Here is a 16,819-nt window from a genome sequence, read left to right on the forward strand (position 1 = left end):
TATGAAGAATATTCCAATTGGAGAAGTTTTGCTGCAGTATGGATATATAACCAAAGAGCAGATTGACCAGGCGCTGGATTATCAGAAGGAACATCCGGGCAAGCGGCTGGGCACCATTTTGATGGAACTTCAGTTTATTACAGAACAGCAGATGCTGGAGGCTTTGGGGCAGAGGCTGTCACTCAGCCACATCAGTCTGGGAAGCTACCCGGTGAACAGCGAGGCGGTGGAAAAAATACCGAGACAGCTGGCTTTTAAATACAACATTCTGGCTGTAGATATGAAGGATCATCAATTATATATTGCCGTGAATGACCCGCTGAATTTTTATGCTATGGAGGATATCCGCCAGCTGACCGGCATGCAGCTGAAAGTATTTCTGGCAGAACTCAGCCCTCTGAAAAAGGCCCTGGAATATTTTTACGCGGAAGTATCCGCAAGGCAGGCGGCCAGACAGGCTAATGAGACGACCCAGGAGGCAGAGGACATCTCCTTTTTGGACGACATGGATGAGGAGGCTGACAGCGATGCGCCAATCATCAAACTGTTGAATACTCTGGTGCTCCGGGCGTACAATACCAATGCCAGCGATATTCACATCGAGCCTTTTGAGAAAGAAACTGTGGTCAGGATGAGGATTGACGGAACCATCGTAGATTATGTGACGCTGAAGCGTTCCCTTCACGCATCTTTGACGGCCAGAATCAAGATCATGGGCGGCATGGACATAGCGGAGAAAAGGATTCCCCAGGACGGACATTTTAAAATGCGTCTGGAGGAAGACAACATCAACATGCGTGTATCCGTTATACCAACGGTTTACGGAGAAAAATCAGTGCTGCGGCTCCTGAGCAACCGGACGCCGATCGATCATAAAGAGCATTTCGGCATGAACAGCGAAAATTATGAGAAATTCCAGTCGCTTCTGAAATCTCCCAACGGTATTTTATATATAACAGGACCGACGGGAAGCGGAAAATCTACGACCCTTTATATGGTTTTAGAATATCTGTCCAAGAGAAATGCAAATATTTCCACGATCGAAGACCCGGTGGAAAAAAATATCGCAAGGGTCAATCAGATGCAGGTAAATAACACTTCCGGATTGACATTTGAAACGGGGCTTCGGGCGTTGCTCAGACAGGACCCGGATATTATCATGGTAGGGGAGACAAGGGATGCGGAGACTGCTTCGATTTCTGTCAGAGCCGCTATTACAGGACATTTCGTCCTTTCTTCCCTGCATACGAATAATGCAGTATCCTCTATTGTCCGTCTGGTCGACATGGGAGTGGAGCCGTATCTGGTTGCCAATTCCCTGATTGGATTGGTGGCTCAGAGACTGGTCCGGAAAGTGTGTCTGGACTGTGCCAAAAAAGTGAGGACCACAGAAGAGGATAGGAAGATTCTCGGAGAGGACATTGAGTATGTGAAAGAGGCAGTGGGATGTTCTAAATGCAGCCATACCGGATATCAGGGCCGTATCGCAGTCCACGAGATCGCGGTGATCGATCAGGGCATACGAAAAATGATTTCTGAGGGCAGACAGGTGGATGAAATCCAGGACTATGTGACGAGGGAGCAGGGCATGAAGACGCTGAAGGAAAGTGCCGCAGATCTCGTAAAAGAGGGGATCACTACAATGGAAGAATTCTGGAAGATTGCTTATTATGTATAGGAGGCGTTTATGACAATAGAAGAAATGATCGGCATGGCCAGACAAAGGGATGTATCGGATATTCATTTGTCTGAAGGGATGCCCGTTGCTTTTCGCAGCTGCGGACGCCTTGTGGACAGCAGAATCGAACTATCTGACGATGAGATCAGACAGATGATCTTAGGACTCCTGCCGGTGGGACAGAGAGAATTATTTGACCAGGGGGAGGATGCGGACTTTGCGCTCCAGACCCCTGATAAAAACCGGCAGAGGATCAATGTTTTCCGCCAGCAGGGAAAGATTGCGGCGACGATCCGTCTGCTCAATGATCATATTCCCACACTCAGTGAGCTGAAGCTTCCGAAGTGCTTAAAAGATCTGGCTGACCAGCCGAGAGGCCTGATTCTGGTCACCGGTCCCACGGGAAGCGGAAAGTCTACCACACTGGCAGCTATGATCGACTATATCAACAACAGCCGGGCGGAGCATATCATAACGATTGAGGACCCGATCGAATATGTCTATGACAGGCAAAAATCAATTATTCATCAGAGAGAGACCGGTGTTGATGTGAAGGATTTTGCCTCTGCGCTCAGATCTTCTCTGAGAGAGGACCCGGATGTGATTCTGGTAGGAGAAATGAGGGATTACGAGACGATCTCAGCGGCTCTGACAGCGGCAGAGACCGGACATCTGGTTATGTCGACTCTTCACACTACAGGGGCTGCTCAGACTATCGACAGGATCATCGATGCCTGTCCCGGAGAAAGTCAGAGCCAGATACGGACACAGCTTGCTGGAGTGCTGGCCGGAGTTGTGACCCAGTGTCTGATCCCGACACTGAGCGGGATGGAGAGAATCGCCGCGACGGAAGTGCTGATCGGCACAGACGCGGCGCTGAATCTGATCCGGGAAAATAAATGTCATCAGCTGAATACGATCATGCAGTCCGGAATGGCACATGGAATGCACACGCTGAACCGGGATCTTTCAAGACTGGTGGCGGAAGGTACTATATCGAGAGAATCGGCAAAGAAGTATACGAATGATATTCAGGACCTGGAACAATATCTGTGACATTTTCTATATGATTCCCGTTCGGCTCTTAGAATGCCTCTCTACAATCATATAGAAATGGATATAATGTCTGCAGGATAGAGAAATCATTCCGGAATGATTTCTTCTTTCTGCCGGCAGATAATCGGCGAAAATGTCCTGAAATTTGAAAAATATGATTGCAAATAATCTTGAATTGTTGTAATATATAACACGGACATTTAAATTACCGCTTTGCATCAGTAACTCAGTGGATAGAGTGACAGCCTCCGAAGTTGTTGGTCGCAGGTTCGACTCCTGCCTGGTGCATTTTGGAAACCGCGTATTTACGCGGTTTTTTCTATGTCCAAAAGTTTTGAGTGATATTTCGTGTGATACTTTTACTATACGGCGTCATCCATGGAGTTCAAATTTGCAATCTGAGCTTCAAAAAAAGTATCCACTTTGGTGTCCGCTTCCTGGCGGTTTTTTGAAAATGTATGTCTGTACACCTTCTTCATAACCTTATCTGTTTTCCATCCCCCTCTCTCCAAAAAGTATTTTTCTGGAATACCAAGTAGATGCATGACAGATGCATTGATATGCCGCAGTCCATGGAACGTGATCTTTGGTAGCCCACTTTTTTGTATCATATAAGCAAAGCGGGAGGAAAGTGCCCTGGCACTTAATGATACAAGGATATCTCCGTGAACTTCATCCACTAATTTTTTAATATAGGGTGGCATTTTATGCCTCCGGAGACTAGTTTCCTCCTTTGCATCCGTTTTACGGACATCTTCCCGGTCCAGGGATACGACTACCTCCCTAATGGTGATATAGCCCTTATAGATGGATTTTGACTTCGTCAAACCCCGGATCTCTGACATCGTAAAACTAAACCACATGGTCAAAATGATATTGTATAAATAAAGTTGACACTCCATTCTCAAGGATTTGGTATATAAATAAAAGAATAAGGAGTGGACAAAAATGGCAGAAAATAGGCAATATGATCACGAGTACAAAGTACAGGCAGTCAAACTCCCAAAAGAAATTGGACAAGCGAAAGCTGCCAAAGAGCTAGGGATCCCCAAGAATACAATGTATGGCTGGATGAGGGCCAACCGTCTCGGCAATCTCGATCTTGGAGCAGGCTCACAGACCCCTCAAAGCGCTATGACGCTTAACGAAGAGCTCATCCGGCTCCGTCAGCAGGTTAAGGAACAGGACAAAGAAATCCGCCGCTTAAAGAAAGAAAATGACTTTTTGGAGAAAGCCAGTGCTTTTTTCGCCGCGAGCCGTCTGAAGTCAGCAAAAACGAAAGAATGAAGTTGATTGCTTTTTCAAAAAAAGACGGCGGATTGAAAGGAGAAATCGCTTTTTATTGCAGGATGCTGCATGTCAGCAGACAGGGATTTTATCAATATCTTGTTAATAAAGACCGTCCTTGGAAGTATCAGCCTCTGGCAGATGTTATGATGGAGATCCATGCGGAAGACGAATGTAATGACACCTAGGGGCGGATTCGTATGTATCAGGCGTTGATCCTTAAACAGCCTGAAAATATTGATATACCAAGTGAACGTACGATGGAAGCTGCATAGGTACAGAATCCTTGTGGAAAATGTGTCAACTAATCTTGACAAAATCATAATGTGAACTGTCCTCTCATTCCATGCAAATACAGAGAAAATTCGGGACTAGATGACCCTACGGGTAAAAGTGATACTGAGTTCAAAAAAAACAATACATCCCATTCATGCTAAAATTCTTGATTTAGAAGAAAAAGTAAAGAAAAAAGATTTCTGTAACTAAAAATGCCACTAATTTAGCTCGCACAAACTATATGGTTTGTGCGGGCTTTTTAATGCCTTTCCCTTTTTAAAAATGGTATAAGCGTATATTTACGTTTATATATTTCAGCCAATAGCAGAAAGGAGTTTCCCATAGTTAAAGATATCGTACCTGCGCTTACATTACTTGCAAATTATAGATCCTGAAGGTAAAATGCCATGAAAAGCTGATTTCATACAAATTCAATAAGGGTGCCTATAACGAAGTGGAATCTATCTATATAGAGAGGAAGTTGAAAATGAAATATGCGATTGGCCGCAGACTGATTGCTTTTACCTTGAAATCCCTGCTGATGCGGCACTGTCCGCAGAGCGTTTGGATGTTGGATTCTGGACAGACAAAGGAGCCTGTGACGACACTGCGGCTGCGTTTCTTGTAAAGATGCAAGGCAAGGAAGTATTCCTCTTTGGTGCCGCTGGTTTTGGAGGAGAAGCTGCCTATTTTGAAAAAATACTGAAAAACACTCTACACAAACTAAACAGTAGCAACACCATTGTCTGCACTCATATGTGTCAGGGGAAAATGCCTATGTCTGTGCGAGAGCGCTATGAGAAAATGCTCTCCGCGCCCATTCATGCTCCCAATTTAGAAGGAATGATTGAAAACTTTGATAAGGCTTTTTCTCACCCTGACGAGACAGATTTGATCGAGCTGAAAAATGCTGCATCAAAGTAAATTGCAAGAAAAAAGCAAGAATATAAACATAGCATTTTCATGGCACTATGTTAAAATATACTTACTTATACTTATAAAGGAGGGAATGTCTCGTGTCAAAAGCAACACTATTTGACAGTCGTATCAAAAAATACGCTTACCGTGAGGCATCAGAAATATATCGAGACATTGGCGCATCTCCGGATGGTCTACCCATTGAGCAAATCGAGGCGATGCGCGAGAAATATGGAGTGAACGGCTTCACTGAGCGAAAAAACGATACGACGATGCAACGATTGCGACGGGCATTTATTAACCCGTTTAATGTGATTCTTTTTGTTCTGGGCATTGTTTCTCTCGTTACGGATGTTTTCGTAGCCTCCAATTTTGCGAGAAATGCCACCACCGCCATTATCATCTTTTCCATGATCCTAATTAGCGGTGTAATTCGTCTGATTCAGGAGCTGCGGGCAAAGAGCGCTGCTGCTCAGATTGACCGCCTGATTCATGAAAGCGTCACGGTGAGGCGCGATGGGGAGTTAATGGAGATTCCCACCGAAGAATTAGTGGTCGGGGATCTTGTTCTATTCTCCGCAGGTGATCGTGTTCCGGCGGATATCAGATTGACGAAGATCACGGATCTCTTTATCTCCCAGGCTGCCATCACCGGCGAGAGCGCCATCCTTGAAAAGAGCTGCCGCAAACTCAGCTACGGCGAGCAGGAGACGCTGACACAGCTTGAAAACCTCGCTTTTATGGCAACAACTGTCATCAGTGGCAAAGGCGAAGGAATTGTGCTGGCCGTCGGCAAAGACACGCTGTATGGTAGCTTTACAAAGCCCGATTCTGACGACAAAAATTCCTTTCAAAAGGGTGCCAATTCCATTGCCTGGGTCATGCTCCGCTTCATGGCAGTGCTGGTGCCGATTGTGTTTGTGCTTCTCGGTATCACAGGCGGAAAATTGCTGGAGTCCTTTGCTTTTGCTCTGTCGGTGGCCGTCGGACTGATGCCCGAAATGCTGCCCATGGTTATTACAGCCTGCCTTGCCAAGGGCAGCCTTGCCATAAGTAAAAAGCAGACGATCATCAAAGACATCAATGCCATGCAGGGCTTTGGAAGTATGGATGTGCTTTGCATGGACAAGACTGGCACGCTAACCAATGAAAGTATCCTGCTGGAATATTACATGGATATTCTCGGCAATGAAAATACGGAAGTTCTCGATCTGGCATATCTGAACAGCTCCTATCATTCCGGCGTTCGCAACACTATTGACAACGCAATTCTTGCCTGTAAGACTATGCCGGGTTGTGAAACCCATTATACTGACCTTTTGGCCCAGTATCAAAAGGCGGACGAAATTCCCTTTGACTATGCCCGCAAGTTTGTCAGCACCCTTGTGCGAGATAGCGATGGTGAGTGTCAGCTCATTATGAAAGGTGACATTGGGCATATCGTTTCCCGTTGCAGCCATGTGGAATATCGGGGTGAAATTCTGCCGATTGAAAAGGATGGGATGCAGAGCGTATCTTCTGTGGTAGATGATATGCTCCAGGATGGTATGAAGGTCATTGCTATCGCACGGAAAAATGTAGGCCATCAAAGCAAAATTACACCCGTTGACGAATTTAATATGACTCTGGTGGGCTATCTGTCTTTCTTTGATGCGCCCAAGCAAACTGCAAAAGAATCCGTGGCAGCCCTCAAGAGGTTAAAAGTAACCCCTAAAATTCTGACGGGAGATCAGGCGGCCATTGCGGTGTCTGTCTGCCGCCGGGTGGGAATCTCCGCCGAGGAAATACTGACAGGTGCGGAGCTGGATGAAATGACGGACAGTGAGCTTAGCACGGCGGTTGAGAAAATCCATGTTTTTGCAGAGCTTACTCCCGGACAGAAAGTGCGTCTGGTTTCCGCTCTGCAGGAAAACGGCCATTCGGTGGGCTTCATGGGCGACGGCATCAACGATATTCCGGCGATGAACGAAGCGGATGTCGGTATCTCTGTGGATACCGCTGTTGACGCCGCCAAGGATGCAGCGGATGTAGTTTTGCTGCAAAAGGATCTCAATGTGCTAGAGCAGGGCATTCTGGAAGGGAGAAAGACATTTACCAATATGCTCAAATATATCAAGATCACCGCCAGCTCCAACTTTGGTAATATTTTCGCCATCGTATGCGCCAGCGCATTTTTGCCGTTTCTGCCCATGACATCCATCCAGATTCTGCTTCTGAATCTGCTGTACGATATTTTGTGTATTGTTCTGCCTTGGGACAATGTGGACGAGGAAGAAATCCTGTCTCCGAGAGATTGGTCGGGCAAAACTTTGGGACGGTTTATGATGTCATTCGGGCCGATCAGCTCTCTATTTGATATTGCGACCTTCTTGTTCCTGTATTATTTCCTGTGTCCCATGCTGTGTGGAGGAGCAACTTATCTGAATATTACCGATCCTTCTTTGCAGCTTCAGTATGTGTCACTGTTCCAGACGGGGTGGTTTTTGGAATCCATGTGGACACAGGTGCTGATCTTGCATTTTCTGCGAACACCCAAAGTTCCTTTTATGCAGAGCAGGTCATCTACACCTGTGATTTGCATAACGCTTGCCGGAATCGTTGCCTTTACAGCTATTACCTTTACCAGCGGTGCGTCGCTGTTCGGCCTGACGAAGCTGCCACTTTGGTATTTTGCATTTTTGCTGATCGTAGCGCTTGTGTATATGCTGCTGACTACGGTAGCCAAATATTTCTATAAGAAAAAGTACCATGAGTTGATTTGAAAGGAGGAATTCATCGTGAAAAAGAATATCAGTTTTATCCCTATGGATTCCGCCCTTGAAATTTGGATGCTGGAAAAGCTGATTAAAGAGCCGCCGAAAAGTGACTGTGCAGAAGATTTACTGTCTGGCATCCGGGATATGATCAGCGGGGAGGTATCTTCTTTGCTTTTGGGAGCATCAGAAGAAACAGAGCTACCTGCCGGTATTCTGTCGGACGGGATTCTAATTGGAGAATTGGAGATTCATCCGAAAAGTAGAAAGGTTCTGCTGAAAGGTTCAGAAATCAGCTTGACCCCAAAAGAGTTTGACATTCTGTATTTTCTTTCCCAGAATCGGGGCGAGGTCTTTACTAAAGAGCAGATTTATCGTGCAGTCTGGGAAGAGGATTATCTGCTGGATGACAGCAACATCATGGCATTTATCCGAAAACTGAGAAAGAAGATTGAGCCTGATCCAGATGCGCCGAAGTATATTTTGACTATCTGGGGCATCGGGTACAAATTTAATGACCAACTATAACATAGGCGGACTGAGACCACTTTCGGTTTCAGCCCGCCTAAATTCTTGTCAAATCGCAAGGAAATCGCAAGGTTTTCGCCATGGGAGTCACCTTGCGATTGTTGTATTATTAAGCCTGTGCCTGTTGCAAGGTATTGTTCCGCGGCTTCAGCCGGTATACATCTCAAACATGTATGAAGAGAATAAAGCCCAAAGACATTTTGAGAGCGGCATTGGACCGCTTTGCCATGATTATCAAAAAGAATTATAAAAGAAGGAGGTATTAAAGTGGAGAGTAAATCGAATCCCGATAATGCCGCACAAAAGACTGCAATGCACGTTTCCAGTATCAGTATCATTGTAAATCTCCTTTTGTCTTTATTTAAATTGATTGCCGGAATCATCGCAAGATCTGACGCCATGATCTCCGATGCAGTTCATTCAGCGTCCGATGTGCTTAGCACAATTGTGGTTATCGTTGGAGCAAAAATGTCGAGCAAGGAATCCGATGCAGAGCATCCTTACGGACATGAGCGTATTGAATGCGTATCATCCATTATCCTCTCGGGTGTGTTGCTGGTAACGGGAATTGGAATCGGAATTGTTGGGTTGAAAAAGATTATTGCCGGCAGCACTGGGGATGATTTGACAGTTCCGGGAATATTGGCGCTTATGGCCGCCGTAGTATCCATTATTGTAAAGGAGTGGATGTACTGGTTCACCAGATCGGCCGCAAAGAAGATTAATTCCGGCTCTCTGATGGCAGATGCGTGGCATCACCGTTCAGATGCCCTATCTTCTATTGGTTCGTTTGCGGGGATTCTGGGGGCAAGGCTTGGCTATCCTATTTTAGATTCAATTGCCAGTGTTATCATTTGTGTGGTGATTGTGAAGGTGTCCATGGATATTTTCCGTGATGCTATCAATAAAATGGTAGATCATTCCTGCAATGATGCTACTGAAGATAAACTACGAAGTCTGATTGCCGCAATCCCTGAAATAAGGCGTATTGACCTGCTACAGACCCGCCTGTTTGGTATGAAAATATATGTGGATATTGAGATTGCCGTAGATGAAAACCTACGGTTAAAAGAAGCGCATTATATTGCTGAGCAGGTTCATTACTCAATAGAAAATTCCTTTCCAGAAGTAAAACACTGCATGGTTCATGTAAATCCAGCAAGCACTGTATCCGATGGCAGTACAAAGTAGAACATAGCAATCTATGAACTATTATCAACGTATTATTCTTTAAAATCTTGCCAAATCGCAAGGAAATCGCAAGGTTTTCGCCATGTGATTCTCCTTGCGGTTTTTATATACTGTTCGTGGTCGAAGGGAGGCGATTCGCATGTTTTACACCGATTTTGTTTTAAGAAACTCCCTCTCCTTGGCGCTTGGCTTTCTGATTGAATTGGAACGGCAGCTAACCGGCCATCCGGCAGGTATTCGTATCAATGTTCTGATTTGCATGGGAACCAGCTTCTTTACCTTGTTTCCAATGCTCTATGGCCCGGATCAGGTATTTCGTGTCGGGAGCAGTATTATATCCGGTGTTGGCTTTTTATGCAGCGGTGTGATTTTCAAGGACAGCGGAACAGTGCGTGGAATGAATACTGCGGCAACGCTATGGTGTACAGCTGCCATTGGCATTCTTGCAAGTACAGGGATGTATGCAATGGCAATCACCGCTGCTGGTATTTTGATTGGCTCCAACTTGATTTTGCGTCCTCTTGCAAGAAAGTTGAATCCAATCACTGCCGGTGATGAATCTGAAAAACAATATCGTATTTCGGTCACTTGTCAGGAAGATGCAGAGCAGGAAATTCGTCTGTTGCTTATTAACAGCAATCCTTGCAAAACGCTGTTCCTGGATAATCTGGAAAGCGGCGATGTTGTTGGTGACAAGGTTGAGATCATTGAGGAATACTGTTCTGCTAGAAAGCCTAAAAACAATGTTTTAGAGGGAATCGTTGGGCAGGCATTGGCAATCCCGGAAGTTGTAAGCGCTGGTTGGGAGGTGTTGTGAGTGAAGACGAAAATCAAAGATCACAAACTGGCAATTTTCTTTGCACTTTACTCCGTGTTCACAATAATATGCGGGTGTTTAAGCTGGATGTTCTCTAAACAGAGGATTTTGATGTTTCAGATGTGGTATCAGGTAACTGCTGTTATTTGGTTTATCCTTGCTGTTACAGTGATCATACTGCTCACCAGACTTCTGAGACTAAAAAATGAAATAAAATATTGGAAGGAGTGAGGAAATATGGATTTCACCTGCATCTTTTTCGGAGTTCTTTTTACTATTGCAGGTTTCTTGTTTGCTTGTGGGAAAGGACATATTCACCTGTCTGCGTGGAAAAATATGTCGCAGGAAGAGAAAGATAAAATTAAAATTATCCCGCTTTGCCGTAACATCGGGGAAGTCATTGTACTCAATGGCATTATCTTTCTGATGAAGGGGTTTTGGGCAGGATTTTCAAACCACTGGTTTGTGTGTGCGATGATAGCATGGCTAATCGTTGCAGGCTTTGATGTCTGGTATATCGGAAAGAGCAACCGCTATTATAGTCAATAATCCGCATTGCGGTTTCACATAGATATTTTATAAAACAGTGAGGTGAAAGGCATGGACTCTGACAGTAGTCCGCGAAGGCAAAGAGCAGCAGATGGGGATTCGGAAGTTCCGTGTCCCTCATGTGATTGCCCTGGCCTCTACAAAAATTCAAGGAGGTAAGTTTAATGAACAAGAAAGAAAACCGCATGGCTGTTCGTCAGTCTGTCGAAAAGACAGTCATTCGTGACGAACAGAACCGTCGCATTCAATTTGCTGCAACCAATCCCATTAAAGAGGTTTTGAAAAAACTTCATACCACACTTCGGGGATTAGATGCAGAAGCAGTACACGTAAGTCGTACCAAATATGGCACCAATAAAGTAACGCATGAAAAAAAGAAGTCCTTGGCAAAACGGGTGGCCGGTGCGTTTATCAACCCCTTTACAGCCATTCTGTTTTGTCTGGCTCTGGTATCAACCATTACAGATATGATTCTACCTTATTTTTCTCTGTTTGGCAGTACGCCGGAGGATTTTGATTGTCTGACGGTGGTTATCATTTTAACAATGGTGTTCATTTCAGGTACGCTTCGGTTTGTGCAGGAATCCAGAAGTGGAAACGCAGCAGAAAAGTTGTTAGCCATGATTACGACCACCTGCACCGTTACCCGTAAGAACCAGGAAAAAATAGAAATTCCTATGGATGATCTGGTGGTCGGAGATATTGTACATCTGTCTGCTGGAGACATGATTCCGGCGGATGTTCGTATTTTGGACGCGAAGGATTTGTTTGTCAGCCAGTCAAGTCTTACTGGAGAGAGTGAACCTGTTGAAAAAACGCCCAATGTGAGCGCACAGAAAGAGAGCGTGACCGATTACACAAACATTGCTTTTATGGGTAGTAATGTGATTTCTGGCAGCGCAACAGCTGTTGTTGCTTGTGTTGGCGATCATACTCTGTTTGGCTCCATGGCGTGCGCAGTTGCCGGGGAAGCGGTTGAAACAAGCTTTACCAAGGGTGTCAACGCCGTTTCTTGGGTGCTGATTCGTTTTATGCTCGTTATGGTTCCGCTGGTGTTCTTCGTCAACGGTATCACCAAGGGCGACTGGTTAGAGGCCTTCTTATTCGGCATTTCTATTGCTGTCGGTTTGACACCGGAAATGCTGCCGATGATTGTAACAACCTGTCTTGCGAAAGGTGCTGTTTCCATGAGCAAGAAGCAGACAATCGTTAAAAACCTCAATTCTATTCAGAATTTCGGTGCCATTGACATTCTCTGCACCGACAAGACCGGCACTCTGACCCAAGATAAGGTTGTGCTGGAATACCACCTGAATGTAAATGGCGAGGACGATACGCGAGTACTGCGTCACGCTTACATTAATAGTTACTTCCAGACCGGCTATAAAAACCTGATGGATTTGGCGATTATCAATAAGACGGAGGAAGAAGAAGCAGCAGATTCGCGTCTCATTGACCTGTCCGAAAACTATGTAAAGGTAGACGAGATTCCTTTTGACTTTACTCGTCGCCGTCTGACTACTGTGGTGCAGGATAAAAAGGGCAAGACCCAAATGGTAACAAAAGGTGCTGTGGAAGAAATGCTTTCTATTTGTACATTTGCAGAGTGTGATGGAGGAGTGCAGCCTCTGACGGATGACGTTCGTTGTCGGATTCTGGAGACAGTGGATGATCTTAACGACAAGGGATTTCGCGTTCTGGGGATTGCACAGAAAAGCAATCCGTCCCCAGTTGGCGCATTTGGTGTCAAAGATGAGTGTGACATGGTGCTGATTGGATATCTGGCATTCCTGGATCCTCCAAAAGAATCTACTGCGGATGCTATTAAGGCTTTGAAAGACCACGGTGTTACCACCAAAATTTTAACCGGTGATAACGACAAAGTGACTCGTACCATCTGCAAGCAGGTGGGGATGAAGGTTCGCAATATGCTTCTAGGTTCTGATTTGGAGCACATGAGCGATGTAGAGCTTGCAAGAGCGGCGGAGTCTACAGATGTATTTGCAAAGCTGACTCCTGACCAGAAGGCTCGTGTGGTTTCCGTTCTCCGTGAAAATGGTCATACGGTCGGTTTCATGGGTGACGGTATCAATGATGCCGCAGCTATGAAAGCCGCCGACATCGGCATTTCGGTGGATACTGCTGTCGATGTGGCAAAGGAATCTGCCGACATCATTCTGCTGGAAAAAGACCTAATGGTTTTGGAGCAGGGTATCATTGAGGGACGTAAGACCTACGCCAACATGATTAAATATATCAAGATGACTGCATCTTCCAACTTCGGCAATATGTTCTCTGTACTGGCGGCTTCCGCACTGCTGCCGTTCCTGCCGATGATGAGCGTGCATCTGATCTTCCTGAATCTGATCTATGATCTGTCTTGCACTGCCATTCCTTGGGACAATGTGGATGAGGAGTTCATTGCCAAACCACGTAAATGGGATGCTTCCAGTGTTGGAAGTTTTATGATCTGGATTGGGCCAACCAGCTCCATCTTCGATTTTACAACCTATATTTTCATGTACTTTGTATTCTGCCCGTTATTCGTATCGAACGGTGTGTTGTTCAATGATTTGCCCGCCCATTTCAGCGGTGCAGAGCTGGCAACGCTCCAGGCGCAGTATATCGGGATGTTCCAAGCCGGATGGTTCGTGGAATCTATGTGGAGCCAGACGTTGGTCATTCACATGATCCGTACTCCGAGGCTGCCTTTCATTCAGAGTCGTGCGTCCGCTCCGGTGACTTTGCTCACAATGGCTGGAATTACGGTTCTGACCATTATTCCGTTTACTGTGTTTGGAACTATGCTGGGATTTGTCGCATTGCCTGCAACATACTTTGCTTATCTGATTCCATGTATTCTGGTGTATATGATTCTGGCAACAAGTTTGAAAAAAGCCTATGTCCGTCATTTCGGCGAACTGCTCTAAGGAGGTGCAATGATGAACTGGAAAGAACTTTGGATGACCCTTTTCGGAACTACCGAATGGCTTGGTCTTAATATCGGTTTTTGGGTGGCTATGGCAGTTGTGATACTGATTGTCATTGTAATGAATGTAGTGTTTTGGTCTATGAAGCCAAAAGCAGACGCAAAAGAGTCTTATAAATAAGATGGCTGTATGAATGAAGCAAGGGAGATACACAGTTTTTTATTGTGGAATCTCCCTTATCTATTATCATCATATCAAGGCTCATTCAATCGTGGTAATTTCGTGGTAAAATAAGTGCTTTTTAATCATTGAATTACTTATAAATGCTGTATTTAAGCGGATAATTGGAAGTTCGATATAAAATTTCTACAGAATTATTTTATTTATTAAATTTCGTGTGATACGGAAGTGAAAATACACAACATAATAAGAAAAAACGCGTCAAAAAATGAAAAATTTTTCCTTATTCTTTTACAGGCTTTAATACGGAGATTTGGGATTTGTACCATTACTACAGTACTTTATAAATGGCGTAACACCTGATAAACCAAGGGTTTATATGAAGCTCAGATTGCAAATATAAATTATAGAGATATCGGATAAGTATTTCTGCGGAACCAGTTTGGAGCTATGAGCAAATCATGGCTCCATTTTTTTATTACAGATAAGAACGGACCTGACAGTGGAAGACGGGCAGGCTTTTAGAGCCCACCTGTTTTCTTGTGTGTCCGTTAAGCATCTTATATGCGATCAAGATGGGAGTGCATCCGAAAGAATCCACAGCTCAGAATATTGAAAATATCAAACGCCAGATCGGTGAGATCGCAGCCATCTATGACTGGGATATGGAAGTCAACACCACAGATCCTGAGTTTTACAAATGGACTCAGTGGATCTTTGTCCAGATGTTTAAAAAGGGACTGGCCTACGAAAAACAGATGCCGATCAACTGGTGTCCTTCATGTAAGACCGGACTTGCCAACGAAGAGGTAGTCAACGGCAAGTGCGAGCGCTGCGGAGCCGATGTGACAAAGAAGAATTTAAGACAGTGGATGTTAAAGATCACAGAAAATACAGACCGTCTTCTGGGAGACTTGGATAAACTGGATTGGCCTGAAAAATTTAAGAAAATGCAGGCAGAATGGATCGGAAAGAACCACGGTGCCGAAGTAGACTTTAAATTAGAAGACAGGGACGAGGCGATCACTGTCTATACCACAAGACCGGATACGCTCCACGCAGCAACTTTCATGGTTTTGGCGCCGCAGCACAAGCTGGCAGCAGAACTCGCCACTGACGAGACCTATCATTGTCCGAAGAAAACGATGGTGTATACTCCTTCCCTAATCTGGAAATTCATCTGAAAGAGCTGTGGACTTGCCACCCGGAAACACCTTGCTTTGCAAGTTGTTCCCGTCCGACAAGTTTTATTCATAAAACAATTATTTGTAGTACCCTATTTCGCAGATTACAAGATAAGGCACAGGTTTTCCCCTTAGATGATGATGACTATATAAGAACCCGTTTAACGCATTCATTAGAAGTATCGGCAATAGGAAAAAAGCTAGGCGAATATGTATTCAAAAAGCTAAAGAAAGAAAAGAGAGATTTATGGTTTGAAACCCATACAGAAAAAGAGTTTTCTGATGTCCTTCTATGTGCAGGTTTAGTACATGATATAGGAAATCCACCATTTGGCCATTTTGGAGAATATGCAATTCGTGAATGGTTCCAGACAAATCTTAGTCATTTGTATTTAGGAAAAGAACAAATAACAAACATACTGTCAGAATGGCAACTCCAGGATTTATATTCCTTTGAAGGGAATGCACAGTCTTTGCGTATATTGTCCAAAACGCCTTATCTGGGGAAAAAAAACGGCTTTAATCTCTCATATGAAGTTCTGGGAGCAATTATGAAATACCCTATTTCTTCTGTCGATTTATTATACAATAACCCGAACAGTTATAAAAAAATGGGATATAACTTTTCCGAGCATGAATTATTTGAGGACATCAATGAAAAAATGGGATTGTACGGAAACCGCCACCCATTATCCTATCTTTTGGAGGCGGCGGATGATATTGCTTATAGAACCTCTGATGTGGAGGATGCTATGGTAAAAAAAGTAATAAGTTTTCAGGAGATTATAAAAACTTTCCAACATTACAGGACACAGGACGGTATATATGGGAGCCGTATTCAGGAATACATTAATAAATTATTGACCATATACGAGGAGGAATTGGCAAAAAATGAACGGAAGCCGGAATTAACTGCCGTTCAAAGATGGAATCAATATATACAAAGTATGATGATAATAAATGCCGGTGATTCTTTTATTAAGAACTACGAAGAAATCATGAAAGGCAAATTTAATGGAAGCTTGTTTGACGATACTGTATCTGGCGATATTATCTTGGCTATCGCAGAACTAAGCGAACGCCTGGTTTATACAAGTTCCATAAAAACCAGAACAGAATTATTTGGACGCCGGGTTATAAATTCATTATTGAATCAATTTATGCCAGCAGCGCTTGTCTATGATACGGAAGAAAACGCTACGTTTATAGAACAGAGGACAATAGACACCGTATCTGAATTTTATAAATCCATGTACCATAGCGAAGCATATAAAAGAAATGAACAGGAGAAGCTTTATTTAAGAATTTTGATGATTACGGATTATATAAGCGGTATGACAGATAGTTATGCCAAACGCTTATATCAGGAACTTTTTGCATAAATTTATATACCGCATCAAATTTTACATGTGAAATTTATAAAGCTGATTAGCAATTTTGTTCGTAATATCCAGAAACCGTAAATAATGAAA

15 protein-coding genes, 1 tRNA gene and 2 pseudogenes are annotated in these 16,819 nt (G+C 44.1%); 17 read left to right on the forward strand and 1 reads right to left on the reverse strand.

Features of this window, described 5'->3' with window-relative positions:
* Position 1 precedes the first annotated feature (1 nt).
* The 3 genes from DWV34_RS07455 to DWV34_RS07470 all read left to right on the forward strand — a co-directional run bounded on the left by DWV34_RS07455 (position 2) and on the right by DWV34_RS07470 (position 3,022).
* Complete coding sequence (locus tag DWV34_RS07455) at positions 2–1,678, forward strand: GspE/PulE family protein (RefSeq protein ID WP_118475839.1); 1,677 nt, start codon at positions 2–4, stop codon at positions 1,676–1,678.
* Between the two features lie 9 nt (positions 1,679–1,687).
* Positions 1,688–2,734 carry a type IV pilus twitching motility protein PilT gene (locus DWV34_RS07460; RefSeq protein ID WP_006566790.1) on the forward strand — a complete coding sequence of 349 codons (1,047 nt, stop codon included), beginning with the start codon at positions 1,688–1,690 and terminating at the stop codon, positions 2,732–2,734.
* A gap of 215 nt (positions 2,735–2,949) precedes the next feature.
* Positions 2,950–3,022, forward strand: a tRNA-Arg gene (locus tag DWV34_RS07470).
* 74 nt (positions 3,023–3,096) lie between these two features.
* Here the strand turns inward: DWV34_RS07470 and DWV34_RS07475 are convergent.
* The gene (locus DWV34_RS07475) at positions 3,097–3,561 is read right to left on the reverse strand and encodes a hypothetical protein (protein WP_147342250.1); all 465 of its coding nucleotides are present in this window, start codon (positions 3,559–3,561) and stop codon (positions 3,097–3,099) included.
* Between the two features lie 121 nt (positions 3,562–3,682).
* Between DWV34_RS07475 and DWV34_RS07480 the strand changes: the two genes are divergently transcribed.
* The 14 genes and pseudogenes from DWV34_RS07480 to dgt all read left to right on the forward strand — a co-directional run bounded on the left by DWV34_RS07480 (position 3,683) and on the right by dgt (position 16,729).
* Positions 3,683–4,021, forward strand: coding sequence for a transposase (locus DWV34_RS07480; protein WP_006566792.1), 339 nt, complete (start codon positions 3,683–3,685; stop codon positions 4,019–4,021).
* A pseudogene (locus DWV34_RS07485) lies at positions 4,018–4,284 on the forward strand (IS3 family transposase); the annotation flags it as partial. The gene DWV34_RS07480 and the pseudogene DWV34_RS07485, both read left to right, overlap by 4 nt.
* A gap of 500 nt (positions 4,285–4,784) precedes the next feature.
* Complete coding sequence (locus tag DWV34_RS17635; RefSeq protein ID WP_006566794.1) at positions 4,785–4,925, forward strand: hypothetical protein; 141 nt, start codon at positions 4,785–4,787, stop codon at positions 4,923–4,925.
* On the forward strand, positions 4,862–5,221 hold the full coding sequence (gene bilS, locus DWV34_RS07495; RefSeq protein WP_006566795.1) for a flavodoxin family protein BilS: 360 nt from the start codon (positions 4,862–4,864) through the stop codon (positions 5,219–5,221). The genes DWV34_RS17635 and bilS overlap by 64 nt, the downstream gene beginning before the upstream one ends.
* A gap of 92 nt (positions 5,222–5,313) precedes the next feature.
* Positions 5,314–7,977, forward strand: coding sequence for a magnesium-translocating P-type ATPase (mgtA, locus tag DWV34_RS07500; protein WP_006566796.1), 2,664 nt, complete (start codon positions 5,314–5,316; stop codon positions 7,975–7,977).
* Positions 7,978–7,992: 15 nt separating this feature from the next.
* Positions 7,993–8,496, forward strand: a complete 504-nt coding sequence (locus tag DWV34_RS07505; protein ID WP_006566797.1) for a winged helix-turn-helix domain-containing protein — start codon at positions 7,993–7,995, stop codon at positions 8,494–8,496.
* A gap of 267 nt (positions 8,497–8,763) precedes the next feature.
* A complete protein-coding gene (locus DWV34_RS07510; protein WP_006566799.1) occupies positions 8,764–9,687 on the forward strand; it encodes a cation diffusion facilitator family transporter in 924 nt (307 codons plus the stop codon).
* Positions 9,688–9,826: 139 nt separating this feature from the next.
* The gene (locus DWV34_RS07515; protein ID WP_006566800.1) at positions 9,827–10,504 is read left to right on the forward strand and encodes an MgtC/SapB family protein; all 678 of its coding nucleotides are present in this window, start codon (positions 9,827–9,829) and stop codon (positions 10,502–10,504) included.
* Positions 10,505–10,735, forward strand: a complete 231-nt coding sequence (locus DWV34_RS07520; protein ID WP_006566801.1) for a hypothetical protein — start codon at positions 10,505–10,507, stop codon at positions 10,733–10,735. It abuts the gene before it with no gap.
* A 6-nt stretch (positions 10,736–10,741) separates the two neighbouring features.
* Positions 10,742–11,053, forward strand: coding sequence for a DUF3784 domain-containing protein (locus DWV34_RS07525; protein WP_006566802.1), 312 nt, complete (start codon positions 10,742–10,744; stop codon positions 11,051–11,053).
* Between the two features lie 164 nt (positions 11,054–11,217).
* Positions 11,218–13,983: a magnesium-translocating P-type ATPase gene (gene mgtA / locus DWV34_RS07530; protein WP_006566803.1), complete on the forward strand. Its 2,766-nt coding sequence runs from the start codon at positions 11,218–11,220 to the stop codon at positions 13,981–13,983.
* 9 nt (positions 13,984–13,992) lie between these two features.
* Positions 13,993–14,163, forward strand: a complete 171-nt coding sequence (locus DWV34_RS07535; RefSeq protein ID WP_006566804.1) for a hypothetical protein — start codon at positions 13,993–13,995, stop codon at positions 14,161–14,163.
* A gap of 563 nt (positions 14,164–14,726) precedes the next feature.
* A pseudogene (locus DWV34_RS07540) lies at positions 14,727–15,329 on the forward strand (class I tRNA ligase family protein); the annotation flags it as partial.
* Positions 15,293–16,729, forward strand: coding sequence for a dGTP triphosphohydrolase (gene dgt / locus DWV34_RS07545; protein ID WP_227031851.1), 1,437 nt, complete (start codon positions 15,293–15,295; stop codon positions 16,727–16,729). The pseudogene DWV34_RS07540 and the gene dgt, both read left to right, overlap by 37 nt.
* Positions 16,730–16,819 lie beyond the last annotated feature (90 nt).

Source organism: Anaerostipes sp. AF04-45 (genome assembly GCF_003461725.1).
Classification (GTDB): Bacteria; Bacillota; Clostridia; order Lachnospirales; family Lachnospiraceae; genus Anaerostipes; species Anaerostipes caccae.

Coding starts and splice junctions, on each gene's coding strand:
- DWV34_RS07455 (WP_118475839.1), top strand. CDS start 2: ATGAAGAATATTCCAATTGGAGAAGTTTTGCTGCAGTATGGATATATA.
- DWV34_RS07460 (WP_006566790.1), top strand. CDS start 1,688: ATGACAATAGAAGAAATGATCGGCATGGCCAGACAAAGGGATGTATCG.
- DWV34_RS07480 (WP_006566792.1), top strand. CDS start 3,683: ATGGCAGAAAATAGGCAATATGATCACGAGTACAAAGTACAGGCAGTC.
- DWV34_RS17635 (WP_006566794.1), top strand. CDS start 4,785: ATGAAATATGCGATTGGCCGCAGACTGATTGCTTTTACCTTGAAATCC.
- DWV34_RS07515 (WP_006566800.1), top strand. CDS start 9,827: ATGTTTTACACCGATTTTGTTTTAAGAAACTCCCTCTCCTTGGCGCTT.
- DWV34_RS07525 (WP_006566802.1), top strand. CDS start 10,742: ATGGATTTCACCTGCATCTTTTTCGGAGTTCTTTTTACTATTGCAGGT.
- mgtA (WP_006566803.1), top strand. CDS start 11,218: ATGAACAAGAAAGAAAACCGCATGGCTGTTCGTCAGTCTGTCGAAAAG.
- DWV34_RS07535 (WP_006566804.1), top strand. CDS start 13,993: ATGATGAACTGGAAAGAACTTTGGATGACCCTTTTCGGAACTACCGAA.